We start from the raw sequence: 26,077 nt of genomic DNA, 5'->3' as shown, positions 1-26,077 counted from the left end.
GGCCCGGACAGGCCCCTATATTCTTGTGTGATCAGACGTCCAGCAGCAGACGGGTCGGATCTTCCAGCAACTCCTTGATGGAGACCAGGAAGCCCACCGACTCACGACCGTCGACGATACGGTGATCGTAGGAGAGGGCCAGGTACATCATCGGCAGGATTTCCACCTGGCCGTTTACCGCCATCGGGCGATCCTGGATCTTGTGCATCCCCAGGATGGCGCTTTGCGGCGGGTTGATGATCGGCGTGGACATCAGGGAACCGAACACACCACCGTTGGTGATGGTGAAGTTGCCACCGGTCAGCTCATCGACGGTCAGTTTGCCGTCGCGGCCCTTGCCGGCCAGCTCCTTGATGGCTTTTTCGATGTCGGCCAGGCTCATGCTGTCGCAATCGCGCAGTACCGGCGTCACCAGGCCACGGGGGGTGGAGACGGCGATGCTGACATCGAAGTAGTTGTGATAGACGACGTCATCACCGTCGAGCGCCGCATTCACTTCCGGGTAGCGCTTGAGGGATTCGACCACGGCCTTGACGTAGAAGGACATGAAGCCCAGCTTGATGCCGTGTTTCTTCTCGAAGATCTCGCCGTACTGCTTACGCAGCTTCATGATCGGCGCCATGTTGATCTCGTTGAAGGTGGTCAGCATGGCGGTGGTGTTCTTGGCCTCCAGCAGACGCTCGGCGATGCGCTTGCGCAGGCGGGTCATGGGCACACGCTTCTCGGTGCGCGCAGCCAGCGGTGCCACCGCGGCGAGCGGGGCAGCAGCCACCGGTGCGGCAGCAGGCTTGTTACCGCCCTTGATAAAGGCTTCCACGTCTTCCTTGGTGATGCGACCACCCTTGCCGGTGCCGCTGAGTTTGGCGACGTCGATGGCATGTTCGGCCACCAGACGGCGCACCGAGGGGCTCAGATCGTCGCCCGCGGCATCGGCCGAGGCCTCGACCGGCTTCTCTTTGGTCTCTTCGCCCGCCACGGGGGCGGCCTTGAGCATGGCGATCAGCTGGCGGGAGAGCACGGTCGCCCCTTCGGCCTGCAGGATGTCACCGAGAATACCGGCTTCCGGCGCCGGGACTTCCAGGACAACCTTGTCGGTCTCGATGTCGACCAGTACTTCATCACGGGCAACCAGATCCCCTGGGCGCTTGTGCCAGGTGGCGATGGTGGCGTCGGCCACTGATTCCGGCAGGTCCGGTACCTTGATCTCGATAGTCATGTAATCAGTTCCTTGTTACTTCTTGTTCAGGGCTTAGGCCAGAGTAAGGGCATCTTCCACCAAGGCTTTCTGCTGCTTGGCGTGGACAGACATGTAACCGACCGCGGGTGAGGCGGAGGCCGGACGACCGGCGTAACGCAGGGTAGCACCGGCTTGCAGCACGCCATCGTAGTGATGACGGGTGCTGTACCAGGCGCCCTGGTTCTGCGGCTCTTCTTGGCACCAGACAAAATCGGTGACGTGGGCGTAATCGGCGAGGATGGCGCGCACTTCCGCTTCCGGGAAGGGATAGAGCTGTTCGATGCGCACCAGGGCCACGTCTTGCTGCTCGGCCTTGCGACGGGCATCGAGCAGGTCGTAGTAGACCTTGCCGGAGCAGAACACCACCCGTTTGACCCCTTTCGGATCCAGGGCATCGATCTCGCCGATGGCATTCTGGAAGGTCCCCTCTGCCAGCTCTTCGAGCTTGCTGACCGCCAGCGGGTGGCGCAGCAGGGACTTGGGCGACATCACGATCAGCGGACGACGCATGGGACGGATCACCTGGCGACGCAGCATGTGATAGACCTGGGCCGGGTTGGAGGGCACACAGACCTGCATGTTGTGCTCGGCACACATCTGCAAGTAGCGCTCCAGACGGGCGGAGGAGTGCTCCGGGCCTTGGCCCTCGTAGCCGTGGGGCAGCAGCATGGTCAGGCCACACATCCGGCCCCACTTCTGCTCGCCGGAGGAGAGGAACTGATCGATCACCACCTGGGCACCGTTGGCAAAGTCGCCAAACTGCGCTTCCCAGATGGTCAGACCGGTCGGCTCAGTGGTGGCGTAACCGTACTCGAACGCCAGCACAGCCTCTTCGGAGAGTACAGAGTCGTACACCTCGAACGGACCCTGTTCATCACTGATGTTGCACAGCGGGGTATAGGTGCTGGCATCTTTCTGGTTGTGCAGTACCGCATGGCGGTGGAAGAAGGTGCCACGGCCGGAGTCCTGCCCGGTGATGCGGATACGGGAACCCTTGTCGACCAGGCTGGCGTAGGCCAGGGTCTCGGCGAAACCCCAGTCCAGCAGCTTGTCGCCGGCGGCCATGGTGCGTCTGTCTTCATAAATCTTCTCGACCTGACGCTGCAACTGATGCGCCACCGGGTACTGGCTGACCCGCTCACCCAAGGATTTGAGTTCGTCGAGGGGCAGACCGGCGTCATAGGGCATGGCCCAGTCGTGACCCAGATACGGGGACCAGTCGACGGAGTGCAGCTCCATGGGGCGCCACTCTTTGACCACCCGCTCCCCCTTGTCCAGGGCATCGCGGTACTCGTTGACCTGAGCGGTCGCCAGTTCCTGACTGACGATGCCTTCGGCAACCAGCTGATCGGCGTAGATCTTGCGCGGGGTCGGATGCTGCTTGATCTTCTGGTACATCAAGGGCTGAGTCGCACTCGGCTCATCGGCCTCGTTGTGACCGTGACGACGGTAGCAGACCAGCTCGATCACCACGTCGCGCTTGAAGGTGTTGCGGTAATCCAGGGCAATCTGGGTGACCAACACCACGGCTTCCGGATCGTCACCGTTGACGTGCAGCACCGGGGCCTGAACGGCCTTGGCGATGTCGGTGCAATATTCGGTGGAGCGCACGTCACGCATGTTGGAGGTGGTGAAACCCACCTGGTTGTTGATGACGATGCGCACTGTCCCGCCGACACCATAGGCACGGGTCTGGGACATGTTGAAGGTTTCCGCCACCACCCCTTGCCCGGCGATGGCCGAGTCACCGTGGATGGTGATGGGCAAGACGCTTGCGCCATCCTTGTCACCCCGTCTGTCCATGCGGGCACGGACGGAGCCGATGACCACAGGGTTGACGATTTCGAGGTGAGAAGGGTTGAAGGCCAGCGCCAGGTGGACGTTGCCGCCCGGGGTCGCGAAATCGGAGGAGAAGCCCATGTGGTACTTCACATCCCCGGTGCCCCAGGACTCGCCATGCTTGCCGGCGAACTCGTCAAACAGCTCCTGAGCACGCTTGCCGAGCACGTTGATCAGCACGTTGAGGCGGCCACGGTGGGCCATGCCGATGACGGCTTCCTTGCAACCCTGCTCACCGGCGCGACGGATCAGCTCCTTGAGCATGGGTACCATGGCATCGCCCCCTTCCAGGGAGAAACGCTTGGCGCCGGGGAACTTGGCACCCAGGTATTTTTCCAGCCCTTCGGCGGCGGTCAAGTTCTCGAGGATGCGGGTCTTCTCTTCCAGGCTATAGCTGCCCTTCCCTTCGATGGATTCGAGGCGGTCTTGCAGCCAACGCTTCTCTTCGGTGGAGGTGAGGTGCATATAGTCGGCGCCGATGGAGCCGCAATAGGTCTTCTTGAGCGAGGCGACGAGATCGGAGAGCACCATGGTCTCGCGACCGATGGCGTAGGAACCCACATTGAAGGTGGCCCCCATGTCTGCGCCCTGCAGGTTATGGAAAGCCGGATCGAGTTCGGCAACGGTTTCCCGGGCCCAGAGACCGAGGGGATCCAGCTTGGCATTCTGGTGACCACGGAAACGGAAGGCATTGATCAGTTGCAGTACCCGCACCTGTTTGGCATCCACTTGCGGATCGGACACGGCGGCACTGAAACGGGAGGGGTCCTTGGCCAGACGACGGAAATAATCGCGGACCTGAGAGTGGGGTTGTTCGACCGCGTGACCATTGACTTGGGGCAGCGAAGCAAAAATGCTGCGCCACTCGTCGGCGACGGATTCGGGATCGTCCAGGAAGGATTCGTACAAATCCTCTATATAGCTTGCATTCGCACCAGCCAGGTGAGATGACTCCAACCAGGCCTTCATCACGCCGTTATGCATGTCTATCCCTTGTACTTCTTGTCACTGCCGCTTGGCAGTTTTTGTAGGGGTCAAACAGCCACCCTTCCAGGGGTTGAGTGGCCATCCAGAGGTCGGGCCCCTGCCCTTGCGGCGGGGCCCTGGCTTATTACACAGCCCGATTAAGCAACATCGACTTGATGTGACCGATGGCCTTGGTCGGGTTCAAGCCCTTGGGACAAACGCTCACGCAGTTCATGATGCCGTGGCAACGGAAGACGCTGAAGGCATCATCCAGATTGCCCAGACGCTCGGTCGCTGCACTGTCGCGGCTGTCGGCCAACCAGCGGTAGGCGGCGAGCAGGCCAGCGGGGCCGATGAACTTATCCGGGTTCCACCAGAAGGAGGGGCAAGAGGTCGAGCAGCAGGCACAGAGGATGCATTCGTACAGGCCGTCGAGCTTGGCACGCTCTTCAGGGGATTGCAGGTGCTCACGCACGGGCGGCAATTTATCTTCATTGATGAGGAAGGGTTTCACCTTCTCCCACTGGGTGTAGAACTGGGTCATGTCTATCACCAGATCCCGGATCACCGGCAGGCCTGGCAAGGGGCGGATCACCACCTTGCTACCCTTCTTCAGCAGATCCGACAGCGGGGTGATACAGGCAAGACCGTTCTTGCCATTCATGTTGATGCCGTCCGATCCACAGACCCCTTCGCGGCAAGAGCGGCGGAAGGACAAGGTGGGATCCAGCTCTTTCAACTGGATCAGTGCATCGAGCACCATCATGTCGGAACCTTCAGGAATATCAAGACGATAATCCTTCATATGGGGGGCGTTATCAACGTCCGGGTTATAGCGATATACCGAGAATGTGACGTTCATTGTGCTTTGCTCCGCAATCAATATGTCCACGCCTTCGATGAGCGATGGGAATGCCTCCCACCTCTTCACAGACCGGCCAGGCGTGGTTCCGCAATCAGCAGGTCCACGGCTCCGATGAGGGCTGGGAATGCCTCCCACCTCTTCACAGTCCGGCCAGGCATGGCTCCGCAATCAGCAGGCCCACGGCTTCGATGAGAGATGGGAATGCCTCCCATCTCTTCACAGACCGGCCAGGCCTGGCTCCGCAATCAGTAAGTCCGCACCTTGGGTGGGAATGCCTCGCGAGTTTTCGGAGACATATTGACCGCGCGACGGGTCATGGACTCAGTGTCCGGATGGTAGAGGCTGTGGCACAGCCAACCCTCATCGTCACGCTCCGGGAAGTCGAAGCGGCTGTGGGCGCCCCGGCTCTCGGTACGGAAGTTAGCCGCAACCGCAGTGGCAAACGCCGTCTCCATCAGGTTGTCCAGCTCCAGACATTCGATGCGCTGGGTGTTGAACTCCTTGGAGGTGTCATCCAGACGGGCATTTTTGAGACGCTCGCGGATGCGCTTCAGCTCGGCCAGCCCTTCTGCCATGGCATCCCCTTCGCGGAACACCGAGAAGTTGCGCTGCATGCAGTCCTGCAGGTCCTTGCGGATCTGGGCGGGATCTTCGCCATCACGGTTGGCTTCCCAACGATTGAAGCGGGTCAAGGCAGCCTCTAGATCGGCTTCTGACGCCTCGCGGCCATGCTCCATGTCGCCCAGGGTATTGACCAGGTGAATACCGGCTGCGCGGCCGAACACGATGAGATCCAGCAGGGAGTTGCCGCCCAGACGGTTGGCACCGTGTACGGAGACGCAGGCGATTTCACCCACGGCGAACAGACCGACCACGGGCACGTCATTGCCGTCCTTGTCCTGACTCAGACACTGACCATTCACGCTGGTCGGCACGCCGCCCATCATGTAGTGGCAGGTCGGGATGACAGGGACAGGCTCGACGACCGGATCCACGTGGGCGAAGGTACGCGACAGCTCGCAGATGCCTGGCAGACGAGATTCGAGCACCTCTTTGCCGAGGTGATCCAGCTTGAGCTTGACGTGCGGACCCCAGGGGCCATCGCAGCCACGGCCTTCACGGATCTCGATCATGATGGAACGGGCCACCACGTCACGACCGGCCAGGTCTTTGGCGTTGGGGGCATAACGCTCCATGAAGCGCTCACCGTCTTTGTTGAGCAGGTAACCGCCTTCACCGCGGCACCCTTCGGTGACCAGCACCCCTGCCCCGGCGATACCGGTGGGGTGGAACTGCCAGAACTCCATGTCCTGTACACCGACCCCGGCGCGCAGCGCCATGCCGACACCGTCACCGGTGTTGATGTGAGCATTGGTGGTGGACTGGTAGATGCGACCGGCACCGCCAGTGGCGAGCACGGTGGCCTTGGCCTTGAAGTAGACGACTTCGCCGCTCTCCATGTCGATGGCGGTGCAGCCAACGATGTGGCCGTCCTGGTTCTTGACCAAGTCCAGGGCATACCACTCGGAGAAGACGGTGGTCTTGCTCTTCACGTTCTGTTGATAGAGGGTGTGCAGCAGGGCGTGACCGGTACGGTCTGCCGCAGCAGCAGTACGGGCGGCCTGCTCACCACCGAAATTCTTGGACTGGCCACCGAAGGGGCGTTGATAGACACGGCCGTTGTCGAAGCGGGAGAAGGGCAAGCCCATGTTCTCCAGCTCGTAGACAGCTTCCGGGCCCGTCTTGCACATGTATTCGATGGCTTCCTGATCACCGATGTAATCGGAACCTTTGACCGTGTCATACATGTGCCACTGCCAGTTGTCGTCATGGGCGTTGCCCAGCGCAACCGTGATACCGCCCTGGGCGGATACGGTATGAGAGCGAGTCGGGAACACCTTGGACAGCAAGGCACAGCTCTTGCCAGATTGGGCGATTTGCAGCGCGGCGCGCATGCCAGCGCCACCGGCGCCAATCACCACGGCATCAAATTCACGAGTTGGAATAGTCACCTTATACACCCCACAGCACGACGAACGCCGTCATCAGATAGACAAACAAGACCACTACCAGGGCAAATTGCAGCGCGCCCCGCAGACCTACCGGCTTGATATAGTCGGTCAGCACCTGCCACAGACCGATCCAGGCATGGATCAGCACAGAGAACAGGGCCAACAGGGTGAACACCTTGGTGAAGGTACTGGCGAAGAAGCCGACCCAAACGTCATAGGTGATGTCGTTGAAGGCGACGAATCCCACCAGATAGAGGGTGTAAAACGTCATGATGAGAGCGGTGGCGCGGATCAGGATGTAATCGTGAACGCCGCTGCGCCCGAAGGTTGCAGAATTGGTTACCATACCAGTACTCCCGCCAATACCGCCAAAACGCCGGTGATCACGAAGGCCACACGGGCGCTCTGTGAGCCGGATTCCAACTCTTCCCAATAGCCCATATCCATGATCAGGTGACGTATACCAAGCACGATGTGGTAGGCGAGTGCCGTCAGGATCCCCCAGAACACGAGTTTGACCAGGATGTTGTCCAGGATGGACATCACTGTGTCAAAACCCTCGGGAGAGGAAAGGGAAGTACCAAGCATCCACAGCAAGATGGAAAGCGCCACAAAGGTGATCACCCCTGAGACACGATGCAAGATGGAAGCGATGGCGGTGACAGGAAAGCTGATAGTCTGTAGGTCGAGGTTTACAGGTCTCTGTTTATTTTTCACGGCTTTGCCCACTCAGCTCCATTGAGCACGTTAGTTATTGTTTTCACAAACTATTGAGGGCACGGAGTGGCATTTGTTAGGTTTTTGTTACCAAAACAACTCGGAAAAGCCAAAAATAACATTTTCATTATCACATCTGGCTTTGCGAAAGCGTTTCAAACACCGACAGCCATCACCCACGAGGCGCAGTATATCGGCGGGCTTAACCAATGACAATCAAATAGCTACAAAGAAAACCCAAAACCGTAAACCAGATCTCACATCCTGTTTAACAAGGCATTAATGATCATTCAGCAAAATTGACAAGGAGTGGGATCTCTGGTTCAAATAAGGCGCTCCAGCCGCCCCCCGGGGAAGAAAAGGGTGAGAAACCCTTTTGCCTGAGTCATCAATCTCGTAATAGAGTACGACTGGAACTAATTATAAAAGAGCAAAGGAGACGTGCTATGGCTGATAAAATAGCCACCCTACACTTACCCGGAAAAGAGCCGGTCGAACTGCCGATCCTGTCCGGAACCTTGGGACCCGATGTGATTGACGTCAGAAAATTGGGCGCTCAGGGCTATTTCACCTTCGACCCCGGCTTTATGGCCACAGGTTCTTGTAAATCCTCCATTACTTACATCGATGGCGATCAGGGTGTCTTGCTGCACCGTGGTTACCCCATTGCCCAGTTGGCCACCCAAGCTAGCTATCTGGAAGTCTGCTACATACTGCTCTACGGCGAAGCGCCGACCAAGGCCCAGTATGCCGAGTTCGAACGCATGGTCATGCGCCATACCATGGTCCATGAACAGATCGTTTACTTCTTCCGCGGTTTCCGCCGTGATGCCCACCCCATGGCCATCATGTGTGGTGTGGTCGGTGCCCTGTCCGCCTTCTATCATGACGCACTGGACATCAACAACGAACAGCACCGCGAGATCTGCGCCTTCCGCCTGCTCTCCAAGATGCCGACCCTGGCTGCCATGAGTTACAAATACTCGGTCGGCCAGCCCTTCATGCATCCGCGCAACGGCCTCTCCTATGCGGGCAACTTCCTGCATATGATGTTTGGGGTGCCGACCGAAGAGTACAAGGTCAACCCCATCGTCGAGCGCGCCATGGATCGCATCTTTACCCTGCATGCGGATCACGAGCAGAACGCCTCCACCTCTACCGTGCGACTGGCGGGCTCCTCTGGCGCCAACCCCTTCGCCTGTATCTCCGCCGGGATCGCCTCCCTGTGGGGTCCGGCCCACGGTGGTGCCAACGAAGCCTGTCTCAAGATGCTCGAAGAGATTGGCTCCGTGGATCGCATCCCCGAGTTCATCGAGAAGGCCAAGGACAAGAACGATCCTTTCCGCCTCATGGGCTTTGGTCATCGGGTCTACAAGAACCACGATCCCCGTGCCCAGGTCATGCGTCAGACCTGCCACGAGGTACTCGAAGAGCTGCAGATCAAGGATCCGCTGCTGGCCGTGGCCATGGAGCTGGAACGCATTGCGCTGTCCGACCCCTACTTCATCGAGAAGAAGCTCTACCCGAACGTGGACTTCTACTCCGGTATCATCATGAAGGCCATCGGCATCCCGATCACCATGTTCACCGTGATCTTCGCCATGTCCCGTACCATCGGCTGGATTGCCCACTGGAACGAGATGCTGTCTGATCCGGATCAGAAGATTGGCCGCCCGCGTCAGCTCTATGTCGGCGCGTCCGAGCGCGAATTCACTCCTCTGGAGCAGCGCTGATCAGCGCAATCCACATCGGGTGATCAACAAGGCGGTCATTGACCGCCTTTTTTTTTCGCGTTTTAATCCTCGCTTGAATTTGTCAACGAGGCCCTATCCCATGAAATTCCCCGTTCTCGCCGCCGCCCTGATCCTGACCGGTTGCCAACAGGCCCCTGCCCCTCAGGGTGAGGCCCTCTTCGTCAATGCCGCCCTGGTGCCCTGCACCGGAGTCGCCCCCATGCAGTGCATGCAGGTCAAAGAGAGCAAGGATCAGGACTGGACGCTGTTTTACAGCCATATTCAAGGCTTTACCTTCGAGCCCGGCTATCTGTACGAGCTGAAGATTGCCAAGTTCAAGGTCGATAATCCCCCCGCCGATGCCCCCAACATCCGCTACGAGCTGTTGCAGATGGTGAGCAAGCAAGCGGCTGATTGAGCCTCATCGTGCATAAAAAAGGCCGCTTCCGCGGCCTTTTTTCATGCTGACATCCAGGTTATCTGACTCAGCTCTTGCTCTCTTCGTGGGCGGAGAACTCAGCCATGAAGGCTTCGGCCCGCTCGACCATGCGGGTCGAGCCCACGAAGTAAGGGGTACGCTGATGCAGGGCGGTCGGTTGTATGTCCATGATGCGACGGAAACCGTCAGAGGCCTTGCCGCCGGCCTGCTCCACCAGGAAGGCGAGCGGGTTGCACTCATAGAGCAGACGCAGTTTGCCGTTGGGTGAGTTGGTGCCGGACGGATAGATGTAAATGCCACCCTTGAGCAGGTTGCGGTGAAAGTCCGATACCAAGGATCCGATATAGCGGGCGGTATAGGGTCTGTGGGTTGCCTCGTCCAGCTCCTGACAATACTTGAGGTACTTCTTCACGCCGTCCGGGAACTTGATGTAGTTACCCTCGTTGATGGAGTAGATCTTGCCCTCTTGAGGGACGCGCATGTTCTCGTGGGAGAGGCAGAAGCAGCCGATGGAGGGATCATAGGTAAAGCCGTTGACCCCGAACCCCGTGGTATAGACCAACATGGTGGAGGAGCCATAGACCACATAGCCAGCTGCAACCTGTTGATGGCCCGGTTGCAGGAAGTCATTCAGATGCACTGGCGTGCCTGGCTCGCTGACCCGGCGGTAGATGGAGAAGATGGTGCCGACCGAGACATTGACGTCTATGTTGGAGGAGCCATCCAGGGGGTCGATCAGCACCACATATTTGGAGTGCGCCGAGAGGGCCGAATCGAAGGCGACGAAGTCCTCCTCCTCCTCGGACGCCATACCACACACCTCTCCCCTCGCTTCCAAGGCCGCCTTGAAGCGCTCGTTGGCGTAGACATCCAGCTTCTGCTGCTCTTCACCCTGCACATTTTCGGCGCCGACCGACCCCATGATGTCGGCCAGGCCCGCCTTGTTGATCTCCCGGTTGACCACCTTGGCTGCGAGGCGAATGGAGCTGAGCAAGGAGCTGAGTTCGCCGGTCGCGGTCGGATAGTCCGCCTGTTTTTTGACGATGTACTCACCCAGGGTGATCATGTTCTTCATTATGTTTCCTTTGAGCGTTTCCGTTGGCGTTGAAAACGTTTGCAGGGCCGCACAAAAAAAGTGCCGAGCCCGGCATCGTTGTTATGTAACCCAATGTAACGTTGAAAATTTGTTTTTGCAGCGAATTAACTCGTTGAAATTATGTTCAAAACTGCCAATCACATGGCGCTTAATCCCGTTTAAATCACTAATTTCAGGGCAGCATTCCCTAGTTAATTCGCTGTGATACATCTCGAGCCCTTGATGACGACGCTTCTTCGTCACCCAGGCCGCCTCTGCGCCTTCCCCTGCCCGGCTGGCTGGCGACTTGCCGCCGTCCGCCGGATGTGAAGGCCATCGGCATCGGCTCACCCCTTGAGCTTTCACCATGGATATCGCACACTGGGGTCGCTTTGGAAGCATAAAAAAACATAAGGATATTCAATGAAGAAGACCCTCATTGCAGGGGCTGTGCTCGCCCTGTTCTCACTGCCGGCCCTGGCGGCTCAGGTTCCCTCTGGGACCAAGTTGCTCCCCCCTGACCAGCAGACCTTTGTCCGCAACATCGGCGCCGAACCCGCCTCCATCGACCCTCAACTGGTGGAGGAGAGTTCCGGTAGCGAAATCGTCAACGACCTGTTTGAAGGCCTCTATACCGTGGATGCGGATGGCAAGCTCAAACCCGCTGGCGCCCTGGGCTACGACATGGATGCCAGCGGCACCGTCTATACCTTCAAACTCAGACCCGATGCCAAGTGGTCCAACGGTGAACCCGTGACGGCGGCGGATTATGTCTATGGCTGGCAGCGGGCGGCGGATCCCAAGACGGCCTCCAACTATGCCTGGTTCATCGAGCTGACCGGGGTGACAGGCGCGAGCGAGGTGCTGGCAGGCAAGCAGCGTCCGGATACCTTGGGGATCAAGGCCATCGACGAGCATACTTTGCAGATCACCCTCAAGGCCCCGGTGCCCTTCTTCCTCAAGACCCTCTCCCACTACACCACCTTCCCGGCCCCCAAGGCGACCATCGCCAAGTACGGCCAGGAGTGGGTCCAACCGGGCAATATCGTCTCCAACGGCGCTTTCATGCTCAAGGAGTGGACACCCAATGAACGGCTGGTCGCCGAGCGCAATCCCAACTACTGGGATAACGCCAATACGGTGCTCAACAAGGTACTCTATCTGGAGATAGTGGCCGATACCGCCGCCTATAACCGCTATCGGGCTGGCAGCCTGCACTACACCAGCTATCCCCTTGAGCAGTATCCCATTTTGAAGAAGTCGACCCCGGATGAGCTGCTCAACGTGCCTATCCTGGCCAGCTATTACTATGTGTTCAACACCCAGCGCAAACCTTTTGACGATCCCCGGGTGCGCAAGGCGCTCTCTCTGGCCATCGACCGTGACACCATCACCGGCAAGATCCTGGGCCAGGGGCAGATCTCCGCTTACAGCTTCACCCCGCCCATCGTCGACGGCTTCGAACTCAAGAAGTCGACCAGCGAGCTGATGAGCAAGGAGGAGCGGATCAAGGAGGCCAAGACGCTGCTGGCCGAGGCTGGTTATGGCCCGGACAAGCCCCTGAATGTGGATATCCTCTACAACACCAACGAGGGTCACAAGAAGATAGCCCTGGCCATCTCCTCCATGTGGAAGCACAACCTGGGCGTCAAGTCCGAGCTCAACAACATGGAGTGGAAGACCATGGTGTCGACCCTCAACGAGGGGGACTTCACCGTGAGCCGCTACTCCTGGAATGGCGACTACAACGATGCCTCCACCTTCCTCGACATCATGACCTCCAGCAGTTCGGCCAACAGCGGCAAATGGGTCAACAAACAATATGATGCCCTGCTCGCCCAGGCCCATGATTCACAAGATCCGGCCGAGCGTAACCAGCTCTACCAGCAGGCCGAGGTGATCCTCGACCAGGAGGCTCCCATCGCCCCCGTCTACTTCTATGTGAAGTCCCGTCTGCTCAAGTCCTTTGTGAAGGGTTACCCCTACCACAATCCGCAGGACTTGGTCTATTCGAAGGACATGTACCTGGTAGCCCAGTAACGGCTCAACCCCGGGTTGACCCTGATACGACACAGCCCCGCATTGCGGGGCTGTTGTTTTACCGGGCCAGATTAGAGCAAGGGCGCGGCCTTGCGACTGACGATGGGTTTGACCATCAGCTGGGCAACCAGTACCCCGAACAGGGTGAGGCTGCCACCGACCAGATGATAGGGGGTGAGCGTCTCCCCCAGCAGACTGACCGCCAATAGCGCCGTCATGATGGGTAACAGGTTCATGAAGATAGCCGTGCGGTTGGCACCAAGGCGCGAGATACCCTGCATCCAGAGCCAAGGGGAGAGGGCCGAGGTGGGGATGCCTGCGTAGAGGATGAGCCAGAGCGCACGGCTATCGGGCAGGGTGCCGTCGCTTAACAGGAAGAAGGGGGTGAGGAACAGCAAGCTGCACAGCACCTGGCCATAGAGCATGGTCCAGCTATCCAGTCCAAGCTGCCAGCGCTTGAGCAATACACTGTAGAGGGCATAGGTGAGCGCCGACATCAACATGTAGAGGGAACCGGCCTGAACACCCTGATGAAGCAGTTGGGCGGGATTACCCTGCCCCAACAGCACCAACAGACCGAGCAGGGAGATAAGACCACCGAGCAGGGCGCCCCAGCTGGGTCGTTCATGCAACACCCAGGCGCTGAGCAAGACCGTCAGCAGCGGCGTCAACCCCATCATCAGGCCAATCTCGGTCGCCCCCAGAGTCTGGGCCGCGTAGTAGCCAAAGGTCTGGTTGAGCACCATGCCAAGCAGTGCCAGCATGGCAAGCTTGCCAAAACCGGCCTTGATCCGGGCTCGTTGCCGCCAGGCGGAACGAGCGAGAAAAGGGGTCAGGATCAAGGCGGCCACCAACCAGCGGGACCAGGCCATGGCCGCCGGCGACAACAACCCTACCGACAGCTTGCTGACGATACCGTTACCGGCCCAGATGGCCATGCAGGAGAAGGGAAAGAGAACCGCCAATGGAGGCATGATGTGTGACACCCAGTTAAACAGGCGCTCATTTTAGGAAGCCCTGCCCATGGTGCAAGCGCTATTTCATCCGGTGTGGCGGGATCCGGACTCATACAACCGGGCCATCATGGCGACCGTGCGGTCCAGACAAACCTGGCGAGCCAAGGCGGAAACAATCAGACCCTCCGAGGAGGGTCTGGGCTGCGCATCGCAAAAACTGACTGACAACACTGTCAAGCCGCGTCCATGTGCAGACGACCTATCATGGCATTGACCTCGATCACCGTCTGACGATGAGGCAAGTCTGCCTGATTTGGCATCATTAACAGCCCGGACTGGAAGTCGAAGCGGCCACGGCCATGGATATAAATGCGCCCCTTGAAGAAAGTCTTGACGTGCTTTGCCACCATCAGCGGCAGGTATTTTTTAAATACTCTCATCGTTGCAACCTCTATGCAGTTGTACCCGTATGACAGCAGTTTCTGCGAAACGGTTCCCTGAAAAATGAATATTCATCCATGAACAACAAGCTCACACACTGAAAAAACCAAATGTTATCAGATTGTTTCGAGCGGTATTGTATGAGGTCCTGACAACCAGAGCAAGTTGCCTTTGTCCTCTTTCCATTCGATACAAGCCAGCCCCGAGGTCGCAAACATGGGCGCCCCTGCTGCCGGACTCAGCATCTGTACCAGATAACCCACCAGAGGCAGATGGCTCACCATGAGGATGCTGTCATGCTGCTCGGCAAGGGCGGTGAGATAGCTGGCCACCAGGGTGGGATCACCGTAAGGAGTGATGTCACCACTCTCCTCAACCTTGCTCGGGGTTGGCAGCACCTGGCTGATTGCCTGCCAGGTCTGACGCGCCCGCAGGTAGTTGCTGTGAATGACCAACCCGAGGCCCACGTCCAATTGAGGAGCCAGCCAGCGTGCCATGTGCAGTGACTCGGCAATCCCTTGTTCAGTCAGGGGACGCTGTTCATCGGTTTTCGCATTCATGCCAGCCTGGCCATGACGCATGATATAAATCTTCATTACAACCTCACCCTGTCGGGCCTGTTTTAACGGCGGGGGGATCTTACCCCGCTCTGCATGGGGAAACAATTGCGCTACCTCTCAGAAAAGGGTTTGCCCATCCTCTATCCGAGGTCGATAATCATCTTTAAATTCAAATAAATCCAACATGAGTCAGCGCCGATGAGCCCCTACGCCAGCCCGAATGACCACAGGCAATATCACTATCTGGAGCTGGCCAACCGGCTCAAGGTACTCCTCATTTGCGACCCTGAGACCGATAAATCGGCGGCCTCGCTGGCGGTCAATACCGGCCATTTCGACGATCCGAGCGATCGTCAGGGCATGGCCCATTTCCTCGAGCATATGCTGTTTCTTGGTACTCGTACTTATCCCAAACCGGGCGAATACCAGCAGTTCATGAGTCGCCACGGCGGCAGCAACAACGCCTGGACCGGCACCGAGTTCACCAACTTCTTCTTCGACATCGACAATGACTATTTCGAACAAGGGTTGGCGCGCTTTTCCCAGTTTTTCATCTGCCCCACCTTCGCACCCGAATGGGTCGATAAGGAGCGCAACGCCGTCGACTCCGAATATCGGCTCAAGCTGATGGATGATGTGCGTCGCAGCTATCAGGTGCACAAGGAGACGGTCAACCCGGCTCACCCCTTCTCCAAGTTCTCGGTCGGCAATCTCGACACCCTGGCGGATCTGCCTGGGCGCAGTTTGCACAGTGACCTCATAGGGTTCTACGAACAGCACTACAGTGCGGATCGCATGGCTTTGGTGATGCTCTCTCCCGAGTCTATTCCTGACCAATTAACTTGGTGTGAACACTTCTTCGGCCCCATCCTGGATCGCAATCTGGGGATCCCGACCGTGGATGTGCCCCTCTATCGACTCGAGGATCTGGGACTGTGCATCGAACAGACCCCGGTCAAGGAGAGCCGCCGCCTGAGCCTCACGTTCCCCCTGCCACCGGTCGATGCCTATTACGACAAGAAGCCGCTTACCTTCCTGAGTCACCTCATCGGCTACGAGGGGGATGGCAGTCTGCTCTCCCTGCTCAAGGAGAAAGGCTGGGTCAATCAGCTGGCCGCCGGTGGCGGGGTGAGCGGCAGCAACTTCAAGGACTTTGGCATCAACTTCGGCCTGACCCCCATGGGGGTTGAGCATGTGGACGACATCATCACGCTGCTGTTTGGCTACCTCAAGCTCGTCAAGCAAGAGGGGCTGGCCCCCTGGCGATACGAGGAGAAACAGCGGGTGCTCGAATCGGCATTCCGCTTCCAGGAGCGCGGCAAGGCGCAAGACACCGTCTCGGGGCTGGTGCTCAATCTCTTCATCTACCAGCCACAAGACTTGCTCCATGGCGACTACATGATGCGCGAGTATGACGAGACGCTGATCGCCCGCCTGCTCGCCAAGCTGACCCCTCATAACCTGAGGATGACCCTCATTGCCCCCGAGCTTGCCACGGACCGCCTCGCCCGCTGGTATCAGACCCCCTACAAGGTGAGCCAGATACCGGAGGCGGACAAGATCCGCTGGCAGCAGAGCGAACCCGATGCCGCCCTGTGCCTGCCCGAGCCCAATCCCTTCATCGCCACTCGGCTGGAAGCCAGGGTGCCAGCGCTGGCCACCGACTTGCCCACCTGCCTCATCGACAGGCCCGGTTTTCGACTTTGGCACCTCCATGAGCACCAGTTCAGCGTGCCCAAGGGCAACCTCTACATCGCCATCGACAGTGAGCATGCGGTCAAGAGCCCGCGCCACATTGCCATGGCGCGGCTCGCCGTCGAGCTATTGTGCGATCACCTCAACGCCCTCACCTACCCGGCCGAGCTGGCGGGGCTGGGTTACCAGATGTATGCCCATCAAGGGGGCTTCACCATCACCCTGAGTGGTTTCTCCGACAAGCAGGCGCTGTTGCTCGACATGATCCTCGCCAATCGCACCCTGGGCTATCCGGATCCGGCGCGCTTTGCCGCCATCAAGCAGCAGCTCATCCGCAACTGGGAGAATCAGGCCAAGACCAGGCCCATCAATCAGTTGTTCAACCAGCTCACCAGTTTACTGCAGCCCAACAATCCCCCCTTCGAGCAGCTATTGCGCCACCTGCGCGAGGTCGAGATCGATGAGATGCCAGCCTTCGTGCAGCAGCTGTTCAGCCAGGTCCATGTCGAGACCCTGGTACACGGCGACTGGCAGGAGAGCGAAGCCCTGGCCCTGGCCGCTCTGCTCGAGCGCCACCTCGCCCCTTATAGCCAGCCGAGCGCGGAGACCCGCCGCCCCCTGATCTCCATTCAGGACAGGGGCACCCTCATTCGCGAGCATGGTTGCGAACACGAAGACTCGGCACTGCTGGTCTACTACCAGTCCCGCACTACCCGCGCCCGGGATCTGGCCTGTTTCACCCTGGCCAACCACATCATGTCCTCCACCTTCTTCCACGAGCTGCGCACCCGCCAACAACTCGGTTATGTGGTGGGGGCCGGTAATCTGCCCCTCAATCGCCATCCCGGCCTCATCTTTTATATACAGTCGCCGGTGGCCGGGCCCCAGGTGCTGCTCGATGCGGTGGAGGAGTTCATCGATCTCTTCCCGCTGGCCATGCTCGAATTTAGCGAGCAGCAGTGGCAAGAGAGCAAGCGCGGCCTGCAGGCCCAGCTGTCCGAACGCGATGCCAACCTGCGCAGCCGTGGCCAGCGCCTCTGGGTCAGCATCGGCAACAAGGATCTCGGCTTCGATCAGCGCGAACAGGTCTGCGAGGAGGTGGGCAACCTCAGCCGCGCCGATCTGGTGCGCTTTATCACCCAGTTGCGCTCACGTACCTCGGACAGGTTGATCCTCTGCAGCTATGGCCTGGGCCATGAGCACGACGAGCGCATCACCGGCCAGTTCATCGACGATACCAGCGCCTTTCGCCTCAATGCCCTGACCTTCGAGGCCTGATCCCGCTGAGCCGCTGGACGCCCGACCAAGAAAAAGCCGACCCAAGAGGGTCGGCTGGAAATACCACCATAAAGACGACCTGGGTCGCCAAACGTGAACATGAGCGTGAAAATCAGGCACTGGGACGAGTCGGCCTGGGCCATTGCCAGCAGTGATTGAGAAACAGGATCATCTTACTCACAACCTGTACTGCCCCGTTGATCTACATCAAAAGAGCTAAAAAAGAGGGGGCATGGTCCAGGACCTTGCCCCCTCTTCTCGTCAATCTGCCTGCCAGATCACAACGCGGCCATCTCTTCGCAGAGATGACTCAACCACGACGGGTCAGTCGATAAGCCACTTCATCAAAATAGGAGAGCTGACCAGCCATGACCCTGGGGTGATCCTGTTCACTGCGTCTACCCAGCACCTCGACCCTGAACGTTCTTTCAAACAGGGCGCGCACCGCCAGCTCCCCCACCGAGAAAGGAGGTTGCTCCTGCTGTTCGGGTTGATACTCCAGGGTGATGAGCAGCACCTCCCCCCCCGCCACCATCAGGCGCGCCATCAAGTCGGCGTAATCCTGACGCATGGCAGTGGGCAAGGCGATGAGCGCCGCCCTGTCATAGGCGAGTCGATAGCGGTGACCCAAGGATGCCGCGGCGAAGAAGTCACCCTGATGAAGGGCTATCTCGCCACTCAGATGGCGCCGGTAAGGACCCAGCACATCTTGCTGGACGCCAAGCCCCTGCTCCTCAAAGAACTGGCTGACGGCAAGCTCCGACAACTCGAAGCCATGCACGGCATGGCCCTGACGGCTAAGCCAGACCATGTCGGCAGACTTGCCACAGAGCGGCACCAACACAGGTCCCTGCTCGGGGCTGCCCTGCCAGCAATCTTGCAGGAAGGGATTCACATCTGCCTGATGAAATCCGATCCGGTTCTCTTCCCAACGCTTGTGCCAGAATGCGGCTTCCATCACTTCTCTCCTTCTCTCGATAGCGTTTTACTATCACCACTTAGGGCAACGGGTGCAAGCGCCATGGCCGTGCAGATCTTTTTTGCAAGTAAGACGCTTGCGAAATAAAACAACATCCGCAGGCGTTTTTTGACAGTGAGTGACGCACTCTGAAGGCGCTGGGCAATCCACCCATGAGCTTCCATGGCACCCGCCACAATGGATATCAGGCATACGTCTGGGCACTCAACATTGCGGCCTGGCTAGCGGCCTCTATCTGCGCCCTGACGTGCGCAAAGGAGGGCCGTAACGCCAGTTCATCAACCAAGCAGGCTTGCACCAATTGCTGAAGTGGCAACAGCACGGCGGCCTCGACGTTGCTGCGGGCAACCAGCTCCTCGAGCAGGCAACCAAAGGCCCTGATCTCTATCCGCTCCAGCCGGGCAGCCAGCACGCCGCTTTCTCTGTCGTAACAAGAGGCGGCGCCAAAATCCCCGAGCAGCACCCGCCCCTGCTGACCGTGCAACAGGTTGTGACCATAAAGATCCCCGTGCAGGATCCCTCTTTCATGGAGGTGCTGCGCGGCAGAAGCCACGCCCTGCGCCATGGCGATCAGGGCGGCCGGGGTGAGCGACAACCCTGCGGGGTAGACGTCGCGGGTGCAGGAGTCCAGGCTAGGCGGCCCCGCCAGATTGACAAAATCGGGGTCTATCAGTGTCATCACCAACGCCGGTATGCCGGAGGGGTGACTGCCGACTCGGCCCGTTACCCCGATGAGATGGGGATGCCTGCCTGCGGCCAGGGAGACCGCCATCTCGCAGCGAGGCAGGCCATCGCTGGTCACGGCCCCCTTGAACAGCTTGACCGCCACTGCCTTCGTTCCTTCATCCGTATCAAGCTCTGCGCGGTGGATAACGCCAGATGCCCCCTGCCCCAGTTGCTCCCCCAGCGTCAACGCCTGCCAGGGGATCTCGGCGGCGGTTGCCCTGTTGCCAAGCTGGCACTCCCATTCATCGGCAAAGGGATTGCCTGCATAGGCCAGCCAGGCGAGGCGAGGCAAATCGAGCAACCACTCGGGAAACGCCTCCAGCCGGTTGGCGGCGATGCGCAGCAGCTCCAAACGGCGGCAGTTGCCAAGGCTCGCTGGCAGCTCACGCAGCCGGTTGCCCGCCAGCATCAGCTTTTGCAGGGCGGCGCACTGACCCAATGTGTCGGGAAGCCGTTCAATGGCGTTGTCGGTCAGAATAAGCCAGCGCAGTGTGGTGGGCAGTGATTTCGGGGATACCACTTCGATCCGGTTGGCCTTGAAGCCCACCATGGTGAGCGACGGGCAGCGTCCCAACACCTCGGGCAACTCGGTAAAGCGGTTCTCGGAGCAGAAGAGGATACGAAGCCGTTTGCACTCTGCCAGCTCATCGGGCAGTTCGCTCAGCTGGTTGCCGGTCAGATCCAGCACCTCCAAGGTCTCTTTGAGGCTGAGGATCTCGGGGGGGAAAACCGCGAGGTTTTCACAAAGCTTCAGATGGCGGGCGCCGCCAAGCTCACCCGCGCGCAGCTGTTCCAGGGTATACATAGCCGTTTCTCAAATATTGGTGACCCAGCCTGATGGCGCAACGTTGCCCTCAGAGCGCGCCGAACCTGCGTCCAGCGGTCTTAAAGGAGGGCATTATAGAGAATTCGGGGCGCAGATCGCCCCTTTTGTTGCCTTGGTGACGGGGCATGGCGATCAGTAACACCACCCCATTTGATTGACGAAACACCTAGGCTGCAATAAGCGCAGCCCATTGCACCGTTTTCAGAGCGGCTTTTGGGCAAGGTATAAGAAGCCAAATTAGCGGTGCGATTCACGTTGTTCACTTGAATTGTTAGGCTGCGCTTGCCGGGAATATGCACTCAAACTCTTGAAAGACGACAGGCATGTCAGGCTGAGGCGCATAGCCAGTTCCTTGGAGTTCATGATGGTAATAGTCCCAGTGAGCCTTGTACCACCAGTCGAGGGAGCCATCCCCCTCACCTTCAACGCTTGCATGAGTCTCAGTGATCTCATTGAGCGGCAAGATATGCACTTTGATTGTGCGAATAATGCATACGGCCTTACCGTTCCAATCCGTCACGATATTCAGATCGCCAATCTGGGGCAACGCCTCATCGCTGCTTTCAAATGACCACAATGATGGTGATGTTGCGCGTTTTTTACCGGTCAAGACTAGCTGAGCACATTCATTGGCATCCGTCTCGTTGTCGCAGAAATGCCAAGCTGCGGGTGCATCGGTAGAGGATCGTGAAGGCGCGGGCTGGCGAGCAAGATAGTCGTCCCACATGAGCTTTATTGATGGATGCATAAGAGTGTCTTACCTGCTTAACGTCAAGTGAACCGGCAGAGCGGAGCCAGCCTGCCGGCGGAGCGGTTTGCAGTGGGCGTAAAATTGCGAAGCAATGCTCCATTGCAGACTGTCCAGTTGAACGACTGGTTATGCGGCACATTGGCCCACTACGGAGAACCTCAACCAGACGTTTTCGCTACTTTTGCTTTCGGCGTAGCCACTCTGCCGCGACCTCGCCCATTGTCTTGGGCTTTCCATTCTTTACCCAAGCCATAAATTCACGGTCAAATTTAAAACCGGGACCGCATGAATCTATTAAAAATCGGCGTACGTTCTGTGTGTTCCGGTAGGTATTGGTCACCGGAGTTTTAATTGTGATTTGATCACTATGCCAGTCGAAATTGTTCATTCCTAGCTCCTGACTCTCCATGCCGCATAACGTTCAAAATTATCGGACTGCGCGTTTTTTAGCGCAAGTCCGGTGGATTGTAGGGTTGGGCATCGAAGCAGCGGGTATCTGGCTCCATTCCCGGTACGGCTCCCGATGGACAGGCTGTGCCTCCCCTCTCCTCTGACTGGAAAACCAATGCATGCCGCCATGTGCGGGAACGTCCGATGGCGCTACGCTGATCGAGTCAGGTACGCACTCACGATGTCGGCAACTCGGCATCCAACCCCTGTGCCCGAGGCAAATTTTCTCGCAAACGATTGAAAAAAGAAAAGACGCCTCAAGGGCGTCTTTTTGACAGTTTTGCGTTATCGGCAGGGATAGGCGCTAGCCGCTTATTCCCATTCGATGGTTGCGGGCGGCTTGCCGGAAACGTCGTACACCACGCGGGAGATGCCGTTGATCTCGTTGATGATGCGGTTCGACACCAGACCGAGGAAGTCATAGGGCAGATGAGCCCAGTGAGCGGTCATGAAGTCGATGGTCTCGACGGCGCGCAGGGCAATGACCCAGTCATACTTGCGACCATCGCCCATAACGCCGACGGAGCGCACCGGCAGGAACACCGCAAACGCCTGGCTGACCTGGTTGTAGAGGTCGGCCTTGCGCAGCTCTTCGATGAAGATGGCATCGGCTTTGCGCAGCAGTTCGCAGTACTCTTTCTTCACTTCGCCAAGCACGCGCACGCCCAGACCCGGGCCCGGGAACGGATGACGGTAGAGCATGTCATAGGGCAGACCCAGCTCCAGACCGACCCGGCGTACCTCGTCCTTGAACAGCTCGCGCAGCGGCTCGACCAGACCCATCTTCATCTCGGCCGGCAGACCGCCGACGTTGTGGTGAGACTTGATGACGTGGGCCTTGCCGGTGGCGCTGGCGGCGGATTCGATCACATCCGGATAGATGGTGCCCTGGGCCAGCCATTTGGCGTTTTTCAGCTTCTTGGCTTCGTCGTCGAACACTTCCACGAAGACGCGGCCGATGGCCTTGCGCTTGGCTTCCGGCTCGTCAATGCCCTTGAGGGCCCCGAGGAAGCGCGCTTCGGCATCGACCTTGATGATCTTGAGACCAAAATGATCGCCGAACATCTCCATCACCTGGGTGCCTTCGTTCAAACGCAGCAGGCCGTTGTCAACGAACACACAGGTGAGGCGATCGCCGATGGCGCGGTGTACCAGCATGGCCACTACCGAGGAGTCGACGCCGCCGGACAGGCCCAGGATCACTTCATCCTCACCCACCTGCTCGCGGATGCGGGTCACGGCGTCATCGATGATGGTGGCCGGGGTCCAGAGGCATTGGCAACCGCAGATGTCTTTGACGAAATGCTCGAGCAGACGGGCACCCTGACGGGTGTGGGTCACTTCCGGGTGGAACTGGACGCCATAGAAGCGCTTGGCCTCATCGGCCATGGCAGCATGGGGGCAGGTCGCCGTCTGGGCAATGGTGGTGAAACCGGCCGGGATCTCGGTGACTTTGTCGCCGTGGCTCATCCAGACGTCCAGCAGGGCGTGGCCGTTGGGGGCGATGGCGTCTTCGATGTTGCGCAGCAGGGCGCTGCTCTGGCCAGACTGACCCAGCACCTCGACCTGGGCATAGCCAAATTCGCGCTCGGTGGAGGATTGCACCTTGCCACCGAGCTGTTCGGCCATGGTCTGCATGCCGTAGCAAACACCAAACACCGGCACGCCGGCGTTGAAGACATAGTCAGGGGCACGGGGGCTGCCCGCCTCGGTCACGGACTCAGGGCCGCCGGAGAGGATGATGCCGTTGGGATTGAATTCGCGGATCTGCGCTTCGGTGACATCCCAGGCCCACAGCTCGCAGTAGACACCGATCTCACGGACACGGCGGGCGATAAGCTGGGTGTACTGAGAACCGAAATCCAGGATCAGAATACGGTGGGCGTGAATATTGTTAGTCATTTTATTCCTGCATCAGGCTGATGTTGTAACAAAAAGCATGGGGATAAAAAATGGTAGCGAAACGGGGCCGAGGCCCCGTTTTATCAGCCCATCCGGTAGTTGGGGGCTTCTTTGGTGATGGTCACGTCATGGACGTGGGACTCTTTCATCCCGGCGCCGGAGATGCGCACGAACTCGGCCTTGGTGCGCATCTCGTCGATGGTGGCGCAACCAGTCAAGCCCATGGAAGAGCGCAGGCCACCCATCTGCTGATGGATGATCTCCTTGAGGCGCCCCTTGTACGGCACTCGCCCTTCGATCCCTTCCGGCACCAGCTTGTCGGCGGCATTGTCGGTCTGGAAGTAGCGATCGCTTGAGCCCTTGGACATGGCGCCCAGAGAGCCCATGCCGCGGTAGGACTTGAAAGAGCGCCCCTGGTAGAGCTCGATGTCACCGGGCGCCTCTTCGGTACCGGCGAACATGGAACCCACCATGACGCAGCTGGCGCCCGCGGCGATGGCCTTGGCCACGTCACCGGAGAAGCGGATGCCGCCATCGGCAATCACGGGGACACCGGTGCCTTCCAGCGCTTCAACGGCATCGGAGATGGCGGTGATCTGGGGCACTCCGACACCGGTCACGATGCGAGTAGTACAGATGGAGCCAGGACCGATACCGACCTTGACGGCATTGACGCCAGCGGCGACCAGCGCCAGGGCGCCAGCGGCCGTGGCCACGTTGCCACCGATGATCTGCAGCTCGGGATAGGCATCGCGGGTCGCCTTGATGCGATCCAGCACGCCCTGGGAGTGACCGTGGGAGGAGTCAATCAGCAGCACGTCCACACCGGCCTCGACCAGGGCGGCGACGCGCTCTTCGTTACCGGCACCGGCACCGACGGCAGCGCCAACCCGCAGGCGGCCCTTCTCGTCTTTACAGGCGTTGGGTTTGCGTTCGGCTTTCTGGAAGTCCTTGACGGTGATCATGCCCATGAGTTTGAAGTCGGCATTAACCACCAGCACCTTCTCGATGCGGTGTTTTTGCATCAGGGCAACCACCTCTTCACGAGGGGCCCCTTCACGCACCGTCACCAGACGATCTTTTTGGGTCATGACCTGTTCAACGGTCTGGGAGAGATCAATCACGAAGCGCACATCACGGCCGGTGATGATGCCGACCAGCTGGTTGCCGTCAGTCACCACGGGGTAACCGGCGAAACCGTTCTTGTGGCTCAGCTCTTTGATCTGGGCAATGGTCATGTCGGGACGCACGGTCACGGGGTCGGAGACGACACCACTCTCGTACTTTTTGACCTTGCGCACTTCGGCAGCCTGCTGCTCGATGGACATGTTCTTGTGAATGAAGCCGATACCGCCTTCCTGGGCCAGTGCGATAGCCAGACGGGCTTCGGTCACTGTGTCCATGGCAGCGGAAATCATCGGAATATTCAGGGAGATAGCAGACGTTAGCTTGGTACGCAGATCGGCTGTATTAGGAAGAACAGTGGAGTGTGCTGGAACCAACAATACATCGTCGAAGGTCAGCGCTTCTTTGGCAATCCTGAGCATGGCAATATCTCACCGTTGAGGAGTGGGGGTGGAAAATATTGCCGACAAATTTTACTCATGGTTTACCGGTTGGTAAAGAAGTATTTTTTAATTTTTTGTGGCACAGCCCGCTTTTAGCGCGCCAAACAGGCAAAACTCTCACAAATTCAGTCATAAAATGGCCCTTTTTACCTCGAAATAATGTAACGGCGCCATCCATCGGCATGGCCTGACTTTTTCAAGGCTGGCATAGGACACACTCAGTACCCTCCCCCGACACTTTTGGCCACGAGGGGTCGAATGGAGCGCTACTTCGGGTGATCAGTCACGCGCGAGACGGCAACCCAATCACCCCTGGTAACGACCAGGTTTGTGCCAGTTCATCAGCATGGCATTCATGGCCAGGGCGCTCAGGGCCGACCAGAACAGCAAGGGGGCAGGTAGCAGGCTCAAGGAGAGGGCAAACAGCAGCAGATCCAGCAACATCTGGGTCTTGCCTGCATTGATGGCAAACCTGGCCTGCAGCCAGAGGGTCACCACGCCAGTGCCACCGACCGAGGCATTGTGACGGGCGAGTGACAGGACCCCCATGCCGATGAAGGTGCCACCGACCAGGGCGGCAAACAGCGGATGTATATAGGTCACCGTCTGCAAATGGGGCACTATCTGGCTGGCAGCAGCGAGGGCAATATTGACGATCAGCGTCTTCAGGGTGAAGGGGAGCCCCATACGGGCATAGCAAAACAGCATGAAGGGGAGATTGGTCAAGATGAACAACACCCCTATGGGCAAGTCCACCTGATAGGAGAGCAGCAGTGCCATGCCCGCCACGCCGCCGGTGATCATGCCTGCCAGCTTGAGCATGTACAGCCCGATAGCGATGAACATCACCCCCAGTGTCAGACCATACACATCATCTTTGAAGTTATGGACAAGCCCGTTGCGGGTGGCTGCTTGCGGTAATGCCACGTCGTTTGCCATGCCGTTTCCCATAGGACTCCTTGTCATGAATGAATAAGCATCAGTCGCCAGGTAAATCCATGGGTGTCAGGCTGGCGCTGATA

22 protein-coding genes are annotated in these 26,077 nt (G+C 58.7%); 4 read left to right on the top strand and 18 right to left on the bottom strand.

Annotated features, from left to right (window positions below; all coding sequences use genetic code 11):
- Positions 1-31 precede the first annotated feature (31 nt).
- The 6 genes from odhB to sdhC all read right to left on the bottom strand — a co-directional run bounded on the left by odhB (position 32) and on the right by sdhC (position 7,648).
- Positions 32-1,216 carry a 2-oxoglutarate dehydrogenase complex dihydrolipoyllysine-residue succinyltransferase gene (odhB, locus tag M2367_RS06045; protein ID WP_259236132.1) on the bottom strand — a complete coding sequence of 395 codons (1,185 nt, stop codon included), beginning with the start codon at positions 1,214-1,216 and terminating at the stop codon, positions 32-34.
- Between the two features lie 33 nt (positions 1,217-1,249).
- A complete protein-coding gene (gene sucA / locus M2367_RS06040) occupies positions 1,250-4,060 on the bottom strand; it encodes a 2-oxoglutarate dehydrogenase E1 component (protein WP_259236131.1) in 2,811 nt (936 codons plus the stop codon).
- Between the two features lie 127 nt (positions 4,061-4,187).
- Positions 4,188-4,904, bottom strand: a complete 717-nt coding sequence (locus M2367_RS06035; RefSeq protein WP_005896885.1) for a succinate dehydrogenase iron-sulfur subunit — start codon at positions 4,902-4,904, stop codon at positions 4,188-4,190.
- Between the two features lie 248 nt (positions 4,905-5,152).
- Complete coding sequence (gene sdhA / locus M2367_RS06030; RefSeq protein WP_042039819.1) at positions 5,153-6,919, bottom strand: succinate dehydrogenase flavoprotein subunit; 1,767 nt, start codon at positions 6,917-6,919, stop codon at positions 5,153-5,155.
- Between the two features lies 1 nt (position 6,920).
- Complete coding sequence (sdhD, locus tag M2367_RS06025; protein WP_005896890.1) at positions 6,921-7,265, bottom strand: succinate dehydrogenase, hydrophobic membrane anchor protein; 345 nt, start codon at positions 7,263-7,265, stop codon at positions 6,921-6,923.
- Positions 7,259-7,648, bottom strand: coding sequence for a succinate dehydrogenase cytochrome b556 subunit (sdhC, locus tag M2367_RS06020; RefSeq protein WP_042039818.1), 390 nt, complete (start codon positions 7,646-7,648; stop codon positions 7,259-7,261). The genes sdhD and sdhC overlap by 7 nt, the downstream gene beginning before the upstream one ends.
- Positions 7,649-8,082: 434 nt before the next feature.
- Between sdhC and M2367_RS06015 the strand changes: the two genes are divergently transcribed.
- Together M2367_RS06015 and M2367_RS06010 are read left to right on the top strand one after the other, a co-directional pair.
- Positions 8,083-9,369, top strand: a complete 1,287-nt coding sequence (locus tag M2367_RS06015; protein ID WP_224430441.1) for a citrate synthase — start codon at positions 8,083-8,085, stop codon at positions 9,367-9,369.
- Positions 9,370-9,469: 100 nt separating this feature from the next.
- Complete coding sequence (locus M2367_RS06010; protein ID WP_259236130.1) at positions 9,470-9,787, top strand: DUF4377 domain-containing protein; 318 nt, start codon at positions 9,470-9,472, stop codon at positions 9,785-9,787.
- Positions 9,788-9,854: 67 nt separating this feature from the next.
- Here M2367_RS06010 and fbp read toward each other — a convergent pair whose 3' ends face one another.
- Together fbp and M2367_RS06000 are read right to left on the bottom strand one after the other, a co-directional pair.
- Positions 9,855-10,883 carry a class 1 fructose-bisphosphatase gene (fbp, locus tag M2367_RS06005; protein WP_259236129.1) on the bottom strand — a complete coding sequence of 343 codons (1,029 nt, stop codon included), beginning with the start codon at positions 10,881-10,883 and terminating at the stop codon, positions 9,855-9,857.
- A gap of 81 nt (positions 10,884-10,964) precedes the next feature.
- Complete coding sequence (locus M2367_RS06000; RefSeq protein WP_259236128.1) at positions 10,965-11,252, bottom strand: hypothetical protein; 288 nt, start codon at positions 11,250-11,252, stop codon at positions 10,965-10,967.
- A gap of 54 nt (positions 11,253-11,306) precedes the next feature.
- On the opposite strand from M2367_RS06000, the gene M2367_RS05995 reads away from it, so the two are divergent.
- Positions 11,307-12,923 carry a peptide ABC transporter substrate-binding protein gene (locus M2367_RS05995; RefSeq protein WP_259236127.1) on the top strand — a complete coding sequence of 539 codons (1,617 nt, stop codon included), beginning with the start codon at positions 11,307-11,309 and terminating at the stop codon, positions 12,921-12,923.
- A 71-nt stretch (positions 12,924-12,994) separates the two neighbouring features.
- Here the strand turns inward: M2367_RS05995 and M2367_RS05990 are convergent, their stop codons facing one another.
- The 3 genes from M2367_RS05990 to sixA all read right to left on the bottom strand — a co-directional run bounded on the left by M2367_RS05990 (position 12,995) and on the right by sixA (position 14,916).
- Positions 12,995-13,897, bottom strand: a complete 903-nt coding sequence (locus M2367_RS05990; protein WP_042039813.1) for a DMT family transporter — start codon at positions 13,895-13,897, stop codon at positions 12,995-12,997.
- Positions 13,898-14,112: 215 nt separating this feature from the next.
- Entirely contained in the window at positions 14,113-14,319 is a 207-nt protein-coding gene (locus tag M2367_RS05985; RefSeq protein WP_042039812.1) for a DUF1107 domain-containing protein, read from the bottom strand.
- Positions 14,320-14,436: 117 nt separating this feature from the next.
- Positions 14,437-14,916 (bottom strand): phosphohistidine phosphatase SixA, encoded by a 480-nt coding sequence (gene sixA, locus M2367_RS05980; protein WP_259236126.1) that lies wholly within the window; start codon positions 14,914-14,916, stop codon positions 14,437-14,439.
- Positions 14,917-15,078: 162 nt separating this feature from the next.
- Between sixA and M2367_RS05975 the strand changes: the two genes are divergently transcribed.
- Positions 15,079-17,853 carry an insulinase family protein gene (locus M2367_RS05975; protein ID WP_259236125.1) on the top strand — a complete coding sequence of 925 codons (2,775 nt, stop codon included), beginning with the start codon at positions 15,079-15,081 and terminating at the stop codon, positions 17,851-17,853.
- A gap of 310 nt (positions 17,854-18,163) precedes the next feature.
- Here M2367_RS05975 and M2367_RS05970 read toward each other — a convergent pair whose 3' ends face one another.
- The 7 genes from M2367_RS05970 to M2367_RS05940 form a co-directional block, all read right to left on the bottom strand.
- Entirely contained in the window at positions 18,164-18,811 is a 648-nt protein-coding gene (locus tag M2367_RS05970) for a thiopurine S-methyltransferase (protein ID WP_259236124.1), read from the bottom strand.
- A 205-nt stretch (positions 18,812-19,016) separates the two neighbouring features.
- The gene (locus tag M2367_RS05965) at positions 19,017-20,363 is read right to left on the bottom strand and encodes a leucine-rich repeat-containing protein kinase family protein (RefSeq protein WP_259236123.1); all 1,347 of its coding nucleotides are present in this window, start codon (positions 20,361-20,363) and stop codon (positions 19,017-19,019) included.
- 292 nt (positions 20,364-20,655) lie between these two features.
- The gene (locus M2367_RS05960; protein WP_259236122.1) at positions 20,656-21,111 is read right to left on the bottom strand and encodes an ASCH domain-containing protein; all 456 of its coding nucleotides are present in this window, start codon (positions 21,109-21,111) and stop codon (positions 20,656-20,658) included.
- A 199-nt stretch (positions 21,112-21,310) separates the two neighbouring features.
- The gene (locus M2367_RS05955) at positions 21,311-21,523 is read right to left on the bottom strand and encodes a DUF6434 domain-containing protein (protein ID WP_259236121.1); all 213 of its coding nucleotides are present in this window, start codon (positions 21,521-21,523) and stop codon (positions 21,311-21,313) included.
- A 374-nt stretch (positions 21,524-21,897) separates the two neighbouring features.
- Positions 21,898-23,487, bottom strand: a complete 1,590-nt coding sequence (gene guaA, locus M2367_RS05950) for a glutamine-hydrolyzing GMP synthase (protein WP_259236120.1) — start codon at positions 23,485-23,487, stop codon at positions 21,898-21,900.
- An 83-nt stretch (positions 23,488-23,570) separates the two neighbouring features.
- Positions 23,571-25,034: an IMP dehydrogenase gene (gene guaB, locus M2367_RS05945; protein ID WP_042039799.1), complete on the bottom strand. Its 1,464-nt coding sequence runs from the start codon at positions 25,032-25,034 to the stop codon at positions 23,571-23,573.
- A gap of 327 nt (positions 25,035-25,361) precedes the next feature.
- Entirely contained in the window at positions 25,362-26,006 is a 645-nt protein-coding gene (locus M2367_RS05940) for a YitT family protein (protein ID WP_259236119.1), read from the bottom strand.
- Positions 26,007-26,077 lie beyond the last annotated feature (71 nt).

The sequence above is a fragment of the Aeromonas sp. BIGb0445 genome (genome assembly GCF_024809075.1).
GTDB classification, from domain to species: domain Bacteria; phylum Pseudomonadota; class Gammaproteobacteria; order Enterobacterales; family Aeromonadaceae; genus Aeromonas; species Aeromonas rivuli.
Note: the sequence above shows the minus strand (reverse complement) of the source record. Positions and strands in the feature narration are given on the sequence as shown.

Coding starts and splice junctions, on each gene's coding strand:
- M2367_RS06010 (WP_259236130.1), top strand. CDS start 9,470: ATGAAATTCCCCGTTCTCGCCGCCGCCCTGATCCTGACCGGTTGCCAA.
- sixA (WP_259236126.1), bottom strand. CDS start 14,916: ATGAAGATTTATATCATGCGTCATGGCCAGGCTGGCATGAATGCGAAA.
- sdhD (WP_005896890.1), bottom strand. CDS start 7,265: ATGGTAACCAATTCTGCAACCTTCGGGCGCAGCGGCGTTCACGATTAC.
- M2367_RS05995 (WP_259236127.1), top strand. CDS start 11,307: ATGAAGAAGACCCTCATTGCAGGGGCTGTGCTCGCCCTGTTCTCACTG.
- M2367_RS05955 (WP_259236121.1), bottom strand. CDS start 21,523: ATGAACAATTTCGACTGGCATAGTGATCAAATCACAATTAAAACTCCG.
- odhB (WP_259236132.1), bottom strand. CDS start 1,216: ATGACTATCGAGATCAAGGTACCGGACCTGCCGGAATCAGTGGCCGAC.
- guaB (WP_042039799.1), bottom strand. CDS start 25,034: ATGCTCAGGATTGCCAAAGAAGCGCTGACCTTCGACGATGTATTGTTG.
- M2367_RS06015 (WP_224430441.1), top strand. CDS start 8,083: ATGGCTGATAAAATAGCCACCCTACACTTACCCGGAAAAGAGCCGGTC.
- fbp (WP_259236129.1), bottom strand. CDS start 10,883: ATGAAGAACATGATCACCCTGGGTGAGTACATCGTCAAAAAACAGGCG.
- M2367_RS05970 (WP_259236124.1), bottom strand. CDS start 18,811: ATGGAAGCCGCATTCTGGCACAAGCGTTGGGAAGAGAACCGGATCGGA.
- M2367_RS05975 (WP_259236125.1), top strand. CDS start 15,079: ATGAGCCCCTACGCCAGCCCGAATGACCACAGGCAATATCACTATCTG.
- M2367_RS05960 (WP_259236122.1), bottom strand. CDS start 21,111: ATGTGGGACGACTATCTTGCTCGCCAGCCCGCGCCTTCACGATCCTCT.
- M2367_RS05965 (WP_259236123.1), bottom strand. CDS start 20,363: ATGTATACCCTGGAACAGCTGCGCGCGGGTGAGCTTGGCGGCGCCCGC.
- M2367_RS05940 (WP_259236119.1), bottom strand. CDS start 26,006: ATGGGAAACGGCATGGCAAACGACGTGGCATTACCGCAAGCAGCCACC.
- M2367_RS05990 (WP_042039813.1), bottom strand. CDS start 13,897: ATGCCTCCATTGGCGGTTCTCTTTCCCTTCTCCTGCATGGCCATCTGG.
- M2367_RS06035 (WP_005896885.1), bottom strand. CDS start 4,904: ATGAACGTCACATTCTCGGTATATCGCTATAACCCGGACGTTGATAAC.
- guaA (WP_259236120.1), bottom strand. CDS start 23,487: ATGACTAACAATATTCACGCCCACCGTATTCTGATCCTGGATTTCGGT.
- M2367_RS06000 (WP_259236128.1), bottom strand. CDS start 11,252: ATGGTGAAAGCTCAAGGGGTGAGCCGATGCCGATGGCCTTCACATCCG.
- M2367_RS05985 (WP_042039812.1), bottom strand. CDS start 14,319: ATGAGAGTATTTAAAAAATACCTGCCGCTGATGGTGGCAAAGCACGTC.
- sucA (WP_259236131.1), bottom strand. CDS start 4,060: ATGCATAACGGCGTGATGAAGGCCTGGTTGGAGTCATCTCACCTGGCT.